Here is a 16234-nt window from a genome sequence, read left to right on the forward strand (position 1 = left end):
ACACGCCGCTTCCAGTCCCTCATATGGCTGTCCCCCGGTCGCCGTGAAGGCCGCAAAGGCAGTGTTGACAGAAATGTGTTTCAGCCGTGTTGCCGATTGGTGTCAGTCGTGTGCGCAGTTGTGTCATCACGACGGCCCCGTCAAAACGCGGACACGAACCAGGCTGGACCGGCCGCTGCCGTCAACCGCTGTGACCGTATAGAACCCTGCCTGCGATGGCCTCCAGATGGGCGCACCGGCATCGTCGGTCTCGGCCGGACTGCCATCGATGTACCAGCTGAGCTTTCCCTCACCTCGCCCCGCAAGGACGAAAGGCCGGGCCGAACTGCCATCCACACTGCCGGCCCATAATTCCGCATTGGCNGGCGGAAACAGAATTTCAGGCGGCGCCGCAGGCGAAAANTCATGCAACGCACCACGCGTTTCAATTTTGCTCTGAGTGGTCAATCGCGTGCGGGCCTCGCCCTCGTCCCGCAAATGGTGTGCAGTACGATCTGCGATTTCAAACAGAATGGGCAAAGCAGTGGTCCGTCCGGTCTTGCCGGGCCGTGGCGCTCCGTCCGCCCTGCCTACCCACACCACGATGGCATGCTCACCGGACACACCCGCGGCCCAGCTGTCACGGAACCCATAGGACGTACCTGTCTTGAAAGCGACTTGCGGCGCCCCTTCCGTCAAGCGCCCCGGCATACGCCCTTCAGGCATGGGACCATTTTGCAGGATACGGATGATNTCTGAAGCACTCTCCGCGCTGACCAGCCTACGCCCCGTTCGCTCAAAACTTGCCGTTTCCCCGTCGGCGCGCCAGACCAGCGGCTTGGCCACACCTTCGTCCCCAAGCGCCGAATAGAGCACGGCAAGCTCCCGCGCCGTCAGGCCAGCACCACCAAGCGCCAAGGCAAGCCCGGCTTCATGACTGGCACTGCCACTGATCCGGGGGCGCGCACCTGCCAGCGCGAGTTGCGCCGCAAAGCGCTCTGGCCCCACTCGGTCCAGCATCAGAACCGCAGGCACATTCAGGGAATGTTGAAGCGCGTCCGACACGCGAACGTCGCCGCGAAACAAGCGATCAAAATTCTCTGGCTGATAGGACGCAAACCGCTTTGGCAAATCGGCAATTCGCGTATCCGGCGCCGCCTGCCCATCATCAAACGCCATGGCGTAGACAAAAGGNTTCAGTGTCGATCCCGGAGATCGCGCCTGCGCTGTCAGGTCCAACCACCCCCCTGCCCTGTCACGTGACGCAGACCCAACCAGAGCCCGCACGCCCCGCGTGGGGATATGCACCACGATGGCGGAGACCTGTACATCCGTCCCTTCCGCTTCAGCCTTGCGCAGGGCGATCGCCTCAAGTTCAGACTGAAGCCCGGCATCCAGTGTGGACTGCACATCTTCGCGCGGGCCACTCGAAAGCGCCTTCTCCGTGCCGTGCCAGGCACGCATCGGAAAGTCCCTCCGGCGTGTGGGCACAGAGGACAGCATCACCTCCTCCACGTCCGCATCACTGAAAACGCCGTACCGATTGAGCTTGGTCGCAACCCAGTNGCGCGCTTTTCTGGCCTGCTCTGGGCGGCGGTCAGGTCGGCGTACTTCAGGGGATTGCGGCANTGCAATCAGTAATGCAATTTCATCATCAGACAGACGATCTGCTTCATGGCCGAAATAGCTCCAGCTAGCCGCGCGAACCCCTTCCAGATTTCCTCCATAGGGGGTCAGCGTCAGGTAGAGTTCAAGAATTTCATCCTTGGATAATCGGCGCTCGATCTGCCAGGCACGGGCAATCTCGATTATTTTGGAGCCTACATTGCGATCCCGCGGCTCCAGCATGCGAGCGGTCTGCATGGTGATCGTGGAGCCACCGGACACTACACGGCCCGCCCTCGCTGAATCGACCACAGCGCGCATGAGCCCGGCCCAGTCGGTTCCGCGATGACTGTAGAAGCGCTTGTCCTCCACACGGATCAGCGCCTCTATGAATTCAGGATCAATNTTGTCCAGGTCGCCGCGAAACCGCCAACGGCCATCATCAGTCGGGAAAGCCCGCAGCGGCTTTCCCTCGCGATCCGTGACAAGCGCCGAAATCTCTCCGGCGCGTTCTAATGGTGGCGGCAGAACATGGTCCGCAAGCACGACCGCCGCAAACAATGCGGCGATCGCGATGACGATCCGCCGTGGCGTCAGCATGGCTTACTGGCCGCCCCCCATTGTCCCCGGTTGGGCACTGATCGTCACCCGGCCCGGCCGCGACCGTGCGAACACTTCCGGACGGTACATGTCTTCGGCCACCACGCCCGGCATCGCGAATTCGCCCGGCGTGACGGCTCGCACCACATAGGCCAGCGTTACAGGTTGGGCGTAAGCGTCTACCGCCGCCACGAACCGGTCATCCTGAGCCTCCGCAGTCTGCGCGTTGGCGATCTCACCNAGGAATGCAAACGCCCCTGAGCTGCCATACTGGCGACGCCCGTCTGCGGGTCGCAACACCGACTCAATTTCAAAGCCAGCGGGAAGAAGGTCTGCCACGATCACCGGATTGAGGCGACGTTCCTGCGGCGACACAGTCAGACGCACGACCAGNTGGTCCCCCTGACTGATGCGGGCCAGGTTTACGCGGCCACCCGTCAGCGTGAAGAAGCTCTTGTCGACGTTCAGTTTCGACGTCGCGGCAGGCGGCGCAGTTTCTGGCGAGCCAGAAACCATTACAGTCCGGAACATCGGCGCCTTGCCTTCAAGAGTGAATGTCACGCCTTCCTCGGCCTGTGCTTCGGTCAGGGCATACTGGCGGTCATTGTTATTGCCACGGCCGAGTCCCTCGACTTTCAGGCGGAAGCCATCGCCACCCTTGTTCAGCGCGTCCACTGCAAGCAGCGCGAAGGCTTTCTCCTGCGTGGTCAGACCACTCGGGTCAGGCGCATCTTCACTCAACTTCGCGGCAAGACGTTCAACGACATCCAGCATGTTGGCTTCGGAGGCGAGTGCGAGGATCGCGGTCTCGTCACGCAGAGGCGTCTGATAATAGTCGCCCGTATTCTCGTAGCCGAGCGCCTCCTCCGCTGCCGCAAAGGCCGATGCCGCACGTGACCGATCACCCAGCATCGCCAGTCCCGCGCCAATATGTGCACGCGCCAGCGGGCTGTCGATTTCCGACAGCTCACGATCATGCAGATAGCGCAGGCGAGAGATGTCTGCCTTACCTGCCTTGGCCAGCACATAGAGCGCATAGGCGGCAGAGCGTTGCATCATCTTTTCAGATGTGTCGTTGGAATAGCGGCTCTCATACACATCCGTGTCGTAGCCGTACACGCGCCAGGAATCTCCGGTCGATATCGCACGAAGTGCCCCATAGGCGCGCTCCAGCGCTTCATCCGGCACTGCATATCCAGCCTGCTTTGCGCGATAGGCAAAATCGGTCACATATGCGCCAAGCCANGGCGACGCATAGCCNTCCCCTTCCCGCCACAGACCGAAGGCTCCATCCGATCCCTGACGGTTCAACAATGTGTTCACTGCGGTCTGNATACGCGTCTTCGGATCGTCACGGCGCTCAGGTGCGCCCATTGCAATCAACTGCTCGGAATAGAGCAAGGGCAAGGCCCGGCTCGTCGTCTGTTCCGTACAGCCATAAGGGTAGCGATCAAGCGAAGCGTANAGCGTCGCGGGNTCCATAGGCAACGTCGANTAGCCAACACTCACCGACGCTGATCCCGGCACCAATCCGTCAAGTAAATCGGCAGACACGGTGTAGGTNTCGCCNGGNTCCATGAGCGCGCGGCTGATGCGCGTGACCGGCAGATAGGGCGAACGCGTCTGGATCTGGTAGGAGCGCTCCGTCTCGAAATCATTTGGTCCACTGACNNCAAGACGTACCGTCGAAATCCCTTCCGACGTCGCATCGACGCGCACCGGCACATCGGCGCGCACACCGGTCGCCAGGGACCGCGTCAGCTTGCCGTCGGCNACATCAACCGGGCCGTCCGCAGTGATCTCTGCGGTAAACGCGCCAGGGCCNACTTCAACATTGTCGATACTGGCCGTNATCTGGGCCTCGTCGCCCGGTGCCAGGAAGCGTGGCATGATCAGATCGGACGGCGCTTTTTCGCGCACGATCATGCTGGCCTCTGCCGAACCAAGTCCAGAGCGTGACCACGCCACAGCCATGAGGCGAAGTTCACCGTTGAACTCTGGCAGTTCCAGACGGACTTTCGTCTTGCCGGACCGGCCTACATCCACGAGGCCGGAGAACAGAGCAACCGACTTCACGGGGACAACCGAAAGTCCTTCGCCGCCAAGNTGNTCACCGCCCGAGCGAACTTCAGCTGGCAACCCCATGTTCGGATCAAGCAGGCGACCATAGTCGTCATACATCTCAACACCGAGCGCCTTCTTGCCGTAATAGTAGCTGACAGGGTCCGGGCTCTTGAATTTNGTCAGGCTGAGGATGCCCTCATCCACAGCCGCCAGCGTCAGGAAGACCGGCTCACGCGGGCCACCATCAAACTCGACCTCGACAACCTGTTCGCCAACCGGGCGNGCAATTTCTGGCGCATTCAGCGTCAGTTCAAATGTACGCTCTCCCATATCAACGGGGATGTGGGTGACACCCACAGCACGGCGCGGCTTCGCCCGCAGGATCGGGTCGCGCTCGGTATAGACCGAGACCATGACATAGGCGCCTTCGCCCCATTCATCCGTAACCGGCAAGGTGACATTCGTTCCCTGCTCGCTGACGGAAAAATTCTGAACCGACAGAATACGGTCTGTCGCTACCACGACTTGGGCCTGACCTTCATAAGGCGGCACAATGGTGATGTCAGCGCTCTGGCCTGCCGACGGCGCCTTCTCAGGGCCGATGATTCGGACACGATCCGGCGCTTCCGCACCATCTTCCGAGACACCGCCGCCCCAACCCACATAGAAATCATCACTGGAGGCTGCAGACGCATTTGCATCAGTGCCCTCAACCACCAATTCGTGGCTTCCCCAGTCCAGACCCGAAACGCGGATCTCTGCGCTGCCGCCTTCTGGCGTCGTGACAATCCCCTCATTGACCTTGGTCACCGTACGGGACCGACGCCAGCGCCAGCGATCCCCATCGCGGTACCAGTCATAATGGTAGTCGATGGCAAGCAATTTCCAGTTNAGGCGCTGGGCAATCGCCTGGCCTTTCTCGTTCATGGCCACGACTTCATAAGCCGCGTCCTGGCCTTCCTCGACCGAATACTCAAACCCGGGCTTGAGACCGACATAGAGCCGTTCCGGACGATACGGAATACGCACGCTCTCCGTCACAGCCCGGCCGCCCGGNTCAAGNACGCTNACAACCGNATTGATCCGCAGTGGCACGCCCGCATTGCTGCCGGCATTTCCAGGTGCCAGCGTGACTGTCGTCACCCCTGCCCCATCCGTTGTGCGATCATCCATTTCCAGAATGCGTTCGCGGAAGTTCTCGTCATGACGACCGAACTTGAAACCCTTGAAAGCCGGGAATGGATTCGCCTGCGCTTCGATCCGTGCTTCGGACTTCACGGTAAGGCCCGCGCCGGGTGCGCCGTAGAGAAAGCGGGAAGCCACCTCNACTGCGCGCGTTCCACCCAGCAGNATCGGTGTCTCCTCGTCCGTATCCAGATCGACTGCGATACGCTGAGGCACNAAATCCTCTACCGAGAAACTTACCGAACCNGANGNGCCCGANACGCCATCCATTTCAACTGTTGCGCGCCACTGGCCGCGCGATGCGCCCTTCGCCAGNTCATACCCTTCAACAACGGCCGATCCCTCCGGATCATCAAAGCGGATCTTTTCTGCAACCAGCCCATTCGGACGATAGATCACCAGATTGCCGCTGCGGTCTTCAATCGCCTTGCCCGTATGATCACGCAGCAAGGCTGTCAGGCGAACCGTTTCGCCGGGACGATAGATGCCGCGTTCGGTATACATATAAGCGTCGATGTCACCGGATATACGACGTCCGCCCACGGCGTACTCTGACAAATCGACCGGAGCGCGTGTCAGATCCAGAACGGCCANCTCACCCTTGGCGCTATAGGCCAGGATCAGTTTCGGCTCCATATTGCCTTGCCCGTTGGTGATTGGCGCGTCNAAGGCGATGCGTCCAACCTCGTTTGTGCGTCCNTCGGCAAGAATATCATTGTTGCGGGCGACCAATTGCACGGTCGTATCNGGTACAGGTCGCCCATCCTGCAGGGATCGCAGTGTGATATCGAGCCCGTTGCCGCCCTCATACGCCGTGATGGCAAGGTCGGTCATCATGATCCAGCGACTCGACGAGGCAGGTGGCTGCTCAGCGCTGCTGAGATCGGCTGCGTCCTTCACNGTCACGTAGTAGGCGCCNGGCTCCAATGGGCCGACGACATCCTGCAACGGAAAAACCGAAATGACCGGTGCGTTTTGTTCGTTCGCAATCGGCATGCGTCCAGTGAACAGTGTTTCCTGAACATCGTCCGGATTGTCTTCGCCCCAAGTGTATCCATAGCTGCCTTGAGCATTCGTCCGCCCCTGAGAGATGGATTTGAAAGCCAGCGCGCGATCATTCACGCGGGCGACCGTGACTTCCACTTCGTCNACATTCACGGTTTCGATCGGCAGNCCATCCGCATCTTCGCGCGGCAGGATCACCCCTGCTCCCTTGAAGCCGACATAGGGTGGTCGATCGGCAAAATCGATCGGCACGGTCTCTTCGGATTTCAACGTCCGTCCATCTGCGGCAGGAAGCCCAGACAGCAGAGTGGCCGACCGTTCCGATCCAAATGTCAGGCCACCCACGCAAAGTTCGCGTCCCTCGACGCTCAGCGCCGGGCGGAAGGCTGGTCGAAACTCGACATAAGGCGAATAGTCCGCCTCCGGATCAAGCGGCGCTGAAAACACAAAACAGGCCAGAGGTTGTTCGGTCGACGTGTCGATACGGTAGCGGAAATAGGAGAAATCCTGCTCGGCTTCTGCCTGCGCGGCCTGACGACGACGTTCGCGCTGGCGAGCCGCAACATTGTCTGCCGGTGACCGGGTAACAATCGTCCCTTCCTCACTGGCGACGTCAGACGGTTTGTCAGCTTTGTCCCCTCCGCACGCCGCCAGCGCAGCGATCAAGACGGCAGCAACCAGTGTCCGACCAAATCCCCGCTTGCCCGATACGAAGTACGACATGGAACCCTCTCCTTTGAGCTTTCTTACAACTCTTACACCTCTTCGCCGCGGCGCGAACAGGGCGCGAATGGGTCAAATCAAAGAAAATTCTACAAATTCCGACCACAATCCCGCGACCAACACCGCATTTGGGGGTTGCCAGTCGGTGACGCGCGGGGAATTGGTTCCGTATGTGGATTTGGCGCGCAATCGGAAGTTTGGCCTTCGTGCTCGGCGCGATTGGACTGGCCATCCCGGTATGGCCAACCACTATCTTCTGGATCGTGGCCGCACTCGCTTTCGCCAAGTCCAACCCCATTTGGGCCGATTGGATCTATCGACAGCCCGGCGTCGGACCAACCATCAAGGCCTTCATTGAGACCGGAGCCATGGGGCGGGAAGCAAAGATTGCTGCCCTCATCGGCATGTCCATTGCCGCCGGCCTCATTGTTATCTTCGGCTATCGCAATCCCTGGATGCTGGGTTTCGGACTCGGCCTCATCGCAATCGGGGCCGTTTTCGTCATTACGCGAAAACCCTTGCGAGACTGAGGGCCTTAAACGGGACTTACAAACGCAAGAAATAAGTGATCATTTCCTTACTTGCCGCATTCTGGCCGCATTTAGTTAGCAAACGCTTACTTACTAACCCCAGCTATCCTAGTTCGACAGCAAGAAGGAGATGGCCCATGCCGGTCACGATTGTCGTTACAGCTTTCAAATCCGTAGCTTCCATTTTTGGCGGGCTGCTGCTCGCTGATTTTGTCTCAGGGATTATTCACTGGTTCGAAGATCGCTATGGGAACCCGAAATGGCCCGTCCTCGGACACACAATCCGCGCCAACCAGGAGCACCATTTCCGCCCGCGGGCATTTTTGAAGGGCTCATTCCTGTCGCGAAACCGGGAAGTGCTCGTGATAGGTGCCCTGTTCCTGATCGCATTCTGGGCAACGGATACGCTCAACCTGTTCACCGGCTCAGCCGTCCTGTTCGGGGCGTTCTCGAACGAGTTTCACCGCGCGGCGCATCGCAGTCCGAAAGAAAACGGAAAGCTGATCACAGCCCTTCAGAAAACGGGCCTGGCCCAGTCCTTCCAGCATCACGCCGCGCACCATCGCATGGGCAAGGATACGCATTATTGCGTCATCACCAATTACACCAATCCCNTGCTGGAGCGGATCGGCTTCTTCCCTGCGCTGGAGCGAATTGTGAAGCGCGTGACCGGACGCACTCCCCGCCTCGACGAAAGCGTAAATGTCCGCTTCCGCCAGGCCAATTGAGCAAGAGCCGCGCGCCTACCCCTCCCCGCCTTCCTCTAGGGCGGGGATTTTCATTGCGACGCCAGCCCGTAATCTGCGCAGCACACAAAAACAGGGAGAAAACACCATGGATCTGGGCTTGAAGGGGAAGACCATCTTCATTGCTGGCGCCAGCCGCGGCATCGGACTGGGCATCGCAGAAGCTTTGCTGGCCGAGGGGGCGAAAGTTGCCTTGGCAGCGCGNGGCGAGGAAAAACTTGAACAGGAACGCGCGCGCCTTGCCGNGGTGTATGGCGAAGACAATGTCTGGGCCCGCGCGGGAGACCTCAGAGACTCGCGCACTGTCGAGACGATGATCGACACGATCGAGAACGAACTCGGCGAGCTATGGGGCGCCGTCGCGAATGTCGGCCTCCACCCCTGCCCTCCGGGATTCGAGGTTGATGACTCAACCTGGGACGCAGGCATTTCCCAGAATCTGGATTCGGCATTCTTCCTCGCCCGCTCGGCCCTTCGACGGATGGATCCTCGCGGCGAAGGCTCAATCCTGATGATCTCTTCCATCGCCGGCCTCACCGGGCTCGGCACGCCGCTTACCTATGGCACGTCGAAAGCCGCGATGAATCACCTGACCAAGGAACTTGCCCGGGTGTCCGGTCGCAACAATGTGCGTATCAACGCCATTGCACCCGGCAACATCATCTTCCCGGATGGCGAATGGGAAGAGCGCATCAATGGCGACCGCGGCGACGCCTGGAAACGCTGGATCAAGCGCGAAGTGCCACTCCAGCGATTCGGCAGACCGGAAGAAATCGGATCCGCCGCTGCCTTCCTGCTCAGCCCCGTCGCCAGCTTCATCACNGGCGCGATCGTTCCTGTGGACGGTGGCCAGACCCGCTAGCGGGTCACGCCCCGATCAGGGTGGTCCGCTTCGCAGGGGATTCCATGTCCTCGCGCGGAGCGGCTTCCATCCCCATCTTGCCCATCAGGGCAGCGTCCTCATCCATTTCCGGATTGTCGGTGGTCAGCAAACGGTCCCCCACAAAGATGGAATTCGCTCCCGCCAACAGGCAGAGCGCCTGACCTTCATCGGTCATGCCCTCGCGGCCTGCGGACAGGCGAACCCAGCTCTTCGGGAACACAATGCGACAAACGGCGATTGCACGCGCCATCTCGATAACCGAAATCGCCGGGCTGTCGCCAAGAGGCGTTCCTTCGATGGGCACCAGCATGTTCACCGGCACGCTTTCGGGATGAGGTGACAGTTTTGACAATTCATGGATCAGGCCGATCCGGTCTTCACGGCTTTCGCCCATNCCCAGAATGCCGCCGCAACACAGCTTGAGGCCCGCTTCGCGCGCACGGCCCAGCGTTTCGAGACGGTCGTCATAGGTGCGCGTTGACACGACATTCCCGTAGTATTCGGGCGATGTATCGAGATTGTGATTGTAGTAATCCAGACCAGCTGATTTCAGCGTCTCGGCCTGACCATCATCCAGCATGCCCAGCGTGACGCAGGTCTCCAGCCCTTCGGCCTTCACAGCCTCGATCATGGCGGCGACTTTTGGCACATCGCGATCCTTCAGACTGCGCCATGCCGCGCCCATGCAGAACCGATCCGCACCATTCTCTTTCGCCCGGCGCGCAGCCGACACGACCTCGTCCAGTGGCATCAGTTTTGACGCTTCAAGCCCGGTGTCGAAATGGGCGGACTGGCTGCAATATCCGCAATTCTCAGCGCAGCCGCCTGTCTTGATGGATAGCAATTGGGACTTCTGAACTTTCCCATCCGGCCAGTTCGCCTGCTTCACGGACAGGGCCTGCGCCATCAGCGTATCAAGCGGTTGCGTATACAATGCGGCGATTTCATCCCGGGTCCAGTCATGGCGAGGGGAAAGGTCTGTCATGCGGGGGAATCCTTCAGAATCTACAATCGTTCGGCAGACTACGTATCGGTGTGCTACGGATCGATCAACTGCTGCATAAATTAACTTTGCGGCACCCGGCGGAATGCCGTAAATCGCGGCAAGTCTGAAAGTACGCTCATGGACACCCAGCCAGCTCCGAAAAAAGTTCTCGACGCCAATGCCCGCCGAGGTGCCATCATCGGCGGGGTTGCACTGTTGGTAATTCTGGTCCTGTTCCTGATCGGAAAGACCACAAACCTGACCGACCTTGAAGCGCTGCAGACCACGATGGAAAGCATCGCTGCCAGCCCGTGGGCGCTTCCGGCATTGATCGTGCTATTCGTTGTCGGCGCCTTTGTCGGCATTCCGCAATTTGCCCTGTTGGCGATCTCTATTGCCATGTTCGGGCCTTGGCTCGGCGCCTTCATGGGATGGATTGCAAACATGGTGGCAGGGGCCGCGACGTTTTATGCCGGACGGCTGGCGGGCGAGAAAACCTTCCGTCGCTATGCTGGCGAGACGGCCAACAAGCTGTCTGGCTTTGTTGGTCGCAATGCCTTGATGACCAGCGCAATCGTCCGGAACGTACCGGCTGGCCCTGCCTTGCTCGTGAACATGGCATTCGGGGTCAGCCATGCAAAGTTCCTGCACTACTGGGCCGGCATGGGCGTTGGTATCATTCCGAAGATCGCCCTGATCGCATTTGCAGGTCAGAGCCTGTTTGCTGCCTTCAAGGGCAATCCGCTCGTCGCCATCGCCGCTGCGGGCGCCGCCATTGCGGTCTATATCGCCATCGCCGCCTATGCGCGCGCCCGCATGCGCAAGGCGGGGCAATCTGTTGCCCTCATTCCGCAAAACGAGGTTGACAGCGCCGCGCCATAGGCCGATGAAGCTCCCTATGTGGAATAAATTGCCTCTTCAGCTACTGCTTACCGGCCCCTGGCCGGTGATGTCTGCCTAGGGTTCAGCCAGGGCAAGCACGCGGTCAGGGGGTACAATCAACCTCACACTCCATTCCCAGACCCGGTAGCTAGACAATGTCCACTTCATCCAATCCTCACATCCGTATCTTCGACACAACCTTGCGTGACGGCGAACAATCGCCTGGCGCCTCCATGACCCATAATGAAAAGCTCGAACTGGCCGAGTTGATGGAAACCATGGGCGTCGATGTCATCGAAGCCGGCTTCCCCGCCGCGTCCGAAGGCGACTTCGCCGCGGTCAGCGCCATTGCAGAGCAATCCAGGTCGGCCATCATTTGTGGCCTCGCCCGCTCGACGCCGAACGACATCGAGCGCTGCGCCGAAGCGGTGAAGAAGTCGGCCCGCCCACGCATNCATACCTTCATTTCGACCAGCCCGGTCCACATGAAGCACAAACTGAAAATGGGCCCGAACGCTGTTCTGGAAGCCGTTGGCCGCTCAGTTGCNCAGGCCCGCAATCACACCGACGACGTCGAATGGTCCGCCGAAGACGCGACACGTACNGAATTCGACTTCCTGTGCAAATGTATCGACACNGCNATCGCCAGCGGCGCAACCACGATCAACCTGCCAGATACGGTCGGCTATTCGCATCCAGATGAATATGGCGCCCTGTTCCGNCGGGTGATCGAGACGGTGCCAAATTCCGACAAGGTGATCTGGTCTGCGCATTGCCACAACGATTTGGGCCTGGCAGTCGCCAACTCCATCAATGCCGTCGCCAATGGCGCGCGCCAGGTGGAATGCGCCATCAATGGCCTGGGTGAGCGCGCGGGCAACGCCGCTCTGGAAGAAATCGTGATGGCNATGAAGGTGCGCAGCGACACGCTNCCNTTCGAGACAGACATCAAGCCGGCCTATCTTTCCCGCGCCTCNGCNATGGTCAGCCGCATCACCGGCTTCCCTGTGCAGTACAACAAGGCCATCGTGGGCAAAAATGCCTTCGCACACGAAAGCGGCATCCACCAGGATGGCATGCTGAAGAATGCCGAAACCTATGAAATCATGCGGCCAGAAGATGTTGGCGTNGCCAAGACATCCCTGGTCATGGGCAAACACTCCGGGCGTCACGCCTTCCGCGACAAGCTGGAAGCGCTTGGCTACAGCATGGAAGGTGAGGCCCTGAACGATGCGTTCAAGCGCTTCAAGGCGCTGGCCGACCGCAAGAAACACGTCTTCGATGATGACATCATCGCGCTGGTCGATGATCAATTGGCGACTGAAGGTGAGCGGATCGCATTCAAGCGCCTGCGTGTAGTTGCTGGCACGGATGGACCTCAGACTGCCGAAATCGATCTGGTTGTCGAAGGTGAAGACAAGTTCGCGATCGCGCGTGGAAACGGGCCGGTAGACGCCGTGTTCAACGCCATTCGCGAGATCGTCCCACATGAGGGCAAGCTGGAGCTGTACCAGGTCCACGCCGTCACCGGAGGCACGGATGCGCAAGCCACTGTGTCTGTCCGGCTCAACAGCGATGGCATCATGTCCACGGGACGCTCATCCGATCCGGATACGCTGGTCGCAAGTGCCAAGGCATATCTCCATGCTGTGAACAAGNTGGAGGCCCGCAAGGCCAAACGGTCGCAAGCCGCCTGATCCAGCAGCACTGCGCAATATAAAGATTACCCGAAATGGATCTCTGGATTTCCATGACGCTGGCGGCTGCGTTCTGCCAGAANCTCCGCTCTGCGTTTCAGAAACAGCTGAAAGACCGGCTCAGCACATGGGGATCGACAGCAACCCGCTTCGTTTATGCGGCGCCGCTAGCAATCGCCGTGCTGCTCGCCCTGACTTTGGGACGCGGTGCGCCCCTGCCCAACCTGTCGGGCCAGTTCTTTGCGTTCGCCCTTGTCGGCGCGGTCGCGCAAGTGCTGGCGACGGGATTGCTGATCCACCTGTTNTCACGCGCCAATTTTGCGGCGGCCACCGCCTTCACCAAGACTGAGCCGATTCAGGCGGCGCTGGTGGGAATTCTGCTNCTGGGNGACGCGCTCACGCTGCCTNCCTTGCTNGCAATCNTTACCAGCATCGNTGGCATCATCCTGATCTCGCTTCCCNAGGGCAAGCACGGGAAATGGCGCCCTGATGGTGCCTTATGGATCGGGCTGCTGTCAGGGGCGTGCTTTGCCGTATCTTCAGTGTCGCTTCGCGGNGCATCCCTGTCGCTTGGCGACGCCAATGTGGTGCTCAGCACATCCACCACGCTGGCCTTTGTAACGGTCGTCCAGTCAGCCCTGCTGCTTGTCTGGCTTCGCCTGAGAGAGCCCGGTCAGACCGCCCGACTCTTCGGGGCNTGGCGTCATGCCGGGTGGGTGGGGCTGATCGGCTTTCTGGGGTCGATGGCCTGGGTGGCCGCGTTCACGTTGAAAGATGCTGCGAGCGTGAAAGCTGTTGGTCAGGTCGAAATCCTGTTCACCCTTGTCGCCTCACGTCTCATGTTCCGGGAGCGCGTATCGTTGCTGGAAGTCGCAGGAATTCTCCTGCTTGCCTCGGGTGTCGTCGCAATCGTCNTGCTGAGCCGCTGACTACAGCGCAGCATCCAGCAACAGATAGGCCGCAAGACGCGCACTGGCATTNCGCCCGGTCTTCTGCGTCTGCTCCAGCGCGTGAAGGGCGTCTTCGGATTCCATGTCGAGGAAATCNCGCGCNAGATCCATCAATTCNCGGTCATTGCGCAGGCGCTGGGTGACCCGTTCCACCTGACGTCCCGCTTGGGAGATGATCGCGGATTTGCGCTCTTTCACACCGCGGCGCGCGGCCTCGGCAATTTTGCGCTTGGCTTTCGGGCGGATCGCTTCCGGCAGGATGATGCCGGATGTCTGCAGCCGGTCGATCAGTTCTTCGGCCACTTCTTCGCGCTNCCGCACCGGNCGGTCTTCGCGGCTCATGTCAGAGATAATATCCCGCCATCCCATTTCCGCGCCGGAAGCTGGCGGTGAGGACGGCTGGGCTGGCACCATTGGCGCTGGCTCAGNCTCGACTGNNGGTTCAGGCAATTCTGGCGCAGCCGGCAGGANATCTGTCGCCCGGCGTCGTGGGGTCTCGTCAGNCGTCGGCGCGTCGAGCGGCACGTCATCATGGCGACGACGCAACAGGTGTGGCGCAGGCTCTGGCTGGCGCTTCTCCAGCTCTCGGCCAAAGTCCCATGTNTCTTCCGGCACATCAGGTTCATCGCTCAGGCTTGCATCGGCCAGGGCATCTGCAGCGGCGTCGAACAATTCNTCTTCCATGCTCGGCCGGGCCGCGGGAGCGGGCTCTGGTGCGGCAGGCCGCTCTACGGGTTCATCGTCCGCCTGCTCCGGCGCGGGCTCAGGCACATGACCGTTGCGGACAATTGGATGATAACCATTGGCATGGCCGTTCCCATTGCGGACAGGCGCAGGCTCGAACGTGTCATCCTCTTCAAACTCATCATCGAAAGATTCGGCATCGAAGGGTTCAGGCTCGAACTCCGTGTCTGCCCCGAACTCGGGCTCGGCCTGAGGCGGCACGATGGCTGGCGGGCCCTGCTCCGGCTCAATCTCGCCCCGTGAAGCATCCTCTTCGACAGTCGCCTGGCGCAGCTTGTGTTCCATGCGGACCGTATCAGCCTTGGCGGCGTATTCGGCAGACCTGATCGCTGCAGCGGCCTCATCTCCCGCTTCGCGCAGACGCGCCAGAGCCCGCGCCGCGTTNTCNGCGGCTTCACGTGTGGAATTGTTGATTTCATGATTGGCGCGTCGGGCCCCGTCCAGCGCTGAAGAGACTGCATCCTTCAGGGCGTCACCCGTGGTCATCGCCGCCGCAGCGGCAATCTCCCCTGCCCGCACCGCNGCGTCNACCGTCCGGCGGGACTGGTCGAGCTTCTCCTCAACGCGNGANACCGCGAATGTCAGCGTTTCGGTACGCGTGGCGGCGTCNCGGGCAAGCGCATCAAGTTCAACCAGCTTTTCAGAGAGTGTCCGGCCAGCGAGTTGCATGCTCTCAAGGCGTTGTTCCAGCGCCCCGTCGGCGCGNGAAACTTCTTCGCTGGCATCGCGGGCGGCTTTCACCATCATCTGTGCCTGACGCGGGATTGCCTCGTTCAGCGATTGCATGTGTGTGCGCANATCCCGGGCGAGCCCTTCCAGGGCGTGCCGCTCCTGGCCCAGCCGCTCCGTAAGCTCGCGGGCNTTGTCCGCGCTNGCATAGGCGACCGATTCCAACCGCAACCGNTCGTCGCCAATTTCCCCGGCCATCGCCTTCATTGCAGACAGGGCATGCGCCATCGCCCGATCCACTTCAGCGGCGGCCTGCTTCATTTGCTCTGCAAAGGTAATGCCCTCAGTCCCTGCCTCGCGGGCCGGCGCCATCAGGCGGACGGCAGCCTCCATCACCAATGCATTGGAGGCCGCGGCGCGACGATTGGTTCGGCCCATNTATCCGGCCATGATCATCAGGAGAGCGGGCACGACCAGCGCCATGCCACCCCCTGCCANAACCAGNGGNGGCATGAGTTTCAGCTCGTCCACACCCCAGAGGCCCACGGCCATGGAGATTGCACCGACGATCCAGAAAACAGCTACGACAAATCCAGTGACAACCATCCAGCTGCCGCCATGACGGGCGAGCTCGAAGTACTCAGACGCCTCTTGCCTGACAAGCAAATCGCGGCCAGACGGGCGAGCGGCGGGCATATCGTCCATNACGGGAGTATACCGCGACATTTCGCCCGGCGCGAGACCACAATGTGTGCATTTATGGGCGGGGTTCGTAAACGCCTTAGCGCGCGAGCAGCGCGCTTACGGCCACATTCTGCCGGGAGGTATCCTGAGCTTCATCATGCTCAGGCGTGAATTCCAGACCAAGCCAAGCCAGAACGGCCGCCAAAACCAGATTACGCACAAACACAACGAACGCCAGCATCGTTCTTCCCCAGAGCCAAAACAGAAACGCGCCACGGAAGTGGGCGCAGATGAATAATAGTT

Annotated in this window: 10 protein-coding genes; 6 read left to right on the forward strand and 4 right to left on the reverse strand. The window is 60.5% G+C overall.

Annotation, left to right across the window (positions count from 1 at the left end; genetic code table 11):
• Positions 1 to 126: 126 nt before the first annotated feature.
• A complete protein-coding gene (pbpC, locus tag CBB91_RS02135; protein WP_273011573.1) occupies positions 127 to 2184 on the reverse strand; it encodes a penicillin-binding protein 1C in 2058 nt (685 codons plus the stop codon).
• Positions 2185 to 2187: 3 nt separating this feature from the next.
• Positions 2188 to 7161: an alpha-2-macroglobulin gene (locus CBB91_RS02140; RefSeq protein WP_273011575.1), complete on the reverse strand. Its 4974-nt coding sequence runs from the start codon at positions 7159 to 7161 to the stop codon at positions 2188 to 2190.
• Positions 7162 to 7331: 170 nt separating this feature from the next.
• On the opposite strand from CBB91_RS02140, the gene CBB91_RS02145 reads away from it, so the two are divergent.
• The 3 genes from CBB91_RS02145 (at position 7332) to CBB91_RS02155 (ending at position 9299) form a co-directional block, all read left to right on the forward strand.
• Positions 7332 to 7691 carry a YbaN family protein gene (locus CBB91_RS02145; protein WP_035547154.1) on the forward strand — a complete coding sequence of 120 codons (360 nt, stop codon included), beginning with the start codon at positions 7332 to 7334 and terminating at the stop codon, positions 7689 to 7691.
• A 137-nt stretch (positions 7692 to 7828) separates the two neighbouring features.
• Positions 7829 to 8419, forward strand: a complete 591-nt coding sequence (locus tag CBB91_RS02150) for a fatty acid desaturase CarF family protein (RefSeq protein WP_273011576.1) — start codon at positions 7829 to 7831, stop codon at positions 8417 to 8419.
• Positions 8420 to 8525: 106 nt separating this feature from the next.
• Positions 8526 to 9299 (forward strand): SDR family NAD(P)-dependent oxidoreductase, encoded by a 774-nt coding sequence (locus tag CBB91_RS02155; protein ID WP_273011580.1) that lies wholly within the window; start codon positions 8526 to 8528, stop codon positions 9297 to 9299.
• A 4-nt stretch (positions 9300 to 9303) separates the two neighbouring features.
• Here CBB91_RS02155 and bioB read toward each other — a convergent pair whose 3' ends face one another.
• Positions 9304 to 10305 carry a biotin synthase BioB gene (gene bioB, locus CBB91_RS02160; protein ID WP_273011583.1) on the reverse strand — a complete coding sequence of 334 codons (1002 nt, stop codon included), beginning with the start codon at positions 10303 to 10305 and terminating at the stop codon, positions 9304 to 9306.
• 138 nt (positions 10306 to 10443) lie between these two features.
• Here bioB and CBB91_RS02165 point away from each other — a divergent pair, with 138 nt between their 5' ends.
• The 3 genes from CBB91_RS02165 (at position 10444) to CBB91_RS02175 (ending at position 13813) form a co-directional block, all read left to right on the forward strand.
• Positions 10444 to 11187 carry a VTT domain-containing protein gene (locus tag CBB91_RS02165; RefSeq protein ID WP_051602372.1) on the forward strand — a complete coding sequence of 248 codons (744 nt, stop codon included), beginning with the start codon at positions 10444 to 10446 and terminating at the stop codon, positions 11185 to 11187.
• A 155-nt stretch (positions 11188 to 11342) separates the two neighbouring features.
• Positions 11343 to 12884, forward strand: a complete 1542-nt coding sequence (locus CBB91_RS02170; RefSeq protein ID WP_273011586.1) for a 2-isopropylmalate synthase — start codon at positions 11343 to 11345, stop codon at positions 12882 to 12884.
• A 35-nt stretch (positions 12885 to 12919) separates the two neighbouring features.
• On the forward strand, positions 12920 to 13813 hold the full coding sequence (locus CBB91_RS02175) for a DMT family transporter (protein WP_273011588.1): 894 nt from the start codon (positions 12920 to 12922) through the stop codon (positions 13811 to 13813).
• Between the two features lie 2215 nt (positions 13814 to 16028).
• Here the strand turns inward: CBB91_RS02175 and CBB91_RS02180 are convergent.
• Complete coding sequence (locus tag CBB91_RS02180; protein WP_155841604.1) at positions 16029 to 16172, reverse strand: hypothetical protein; 144 nt, start codon at positions 16170 to 16172, stop codon at positions 16029 to 16031.
• Positions 16173 to 16234: the final 62 nt, after the last annotated feature.

Source organism: Hyphomonas sp. TMED31 (assembly GCF_002172815.1).
GTDB classification, from domain to species: domain Bacteria; phylum Pseudomonadota; class Alphaproteobacteria; order Caulobacterales; family Hyphomonadaceae; genus Hyphomonas; species Hyphomonas atlantica.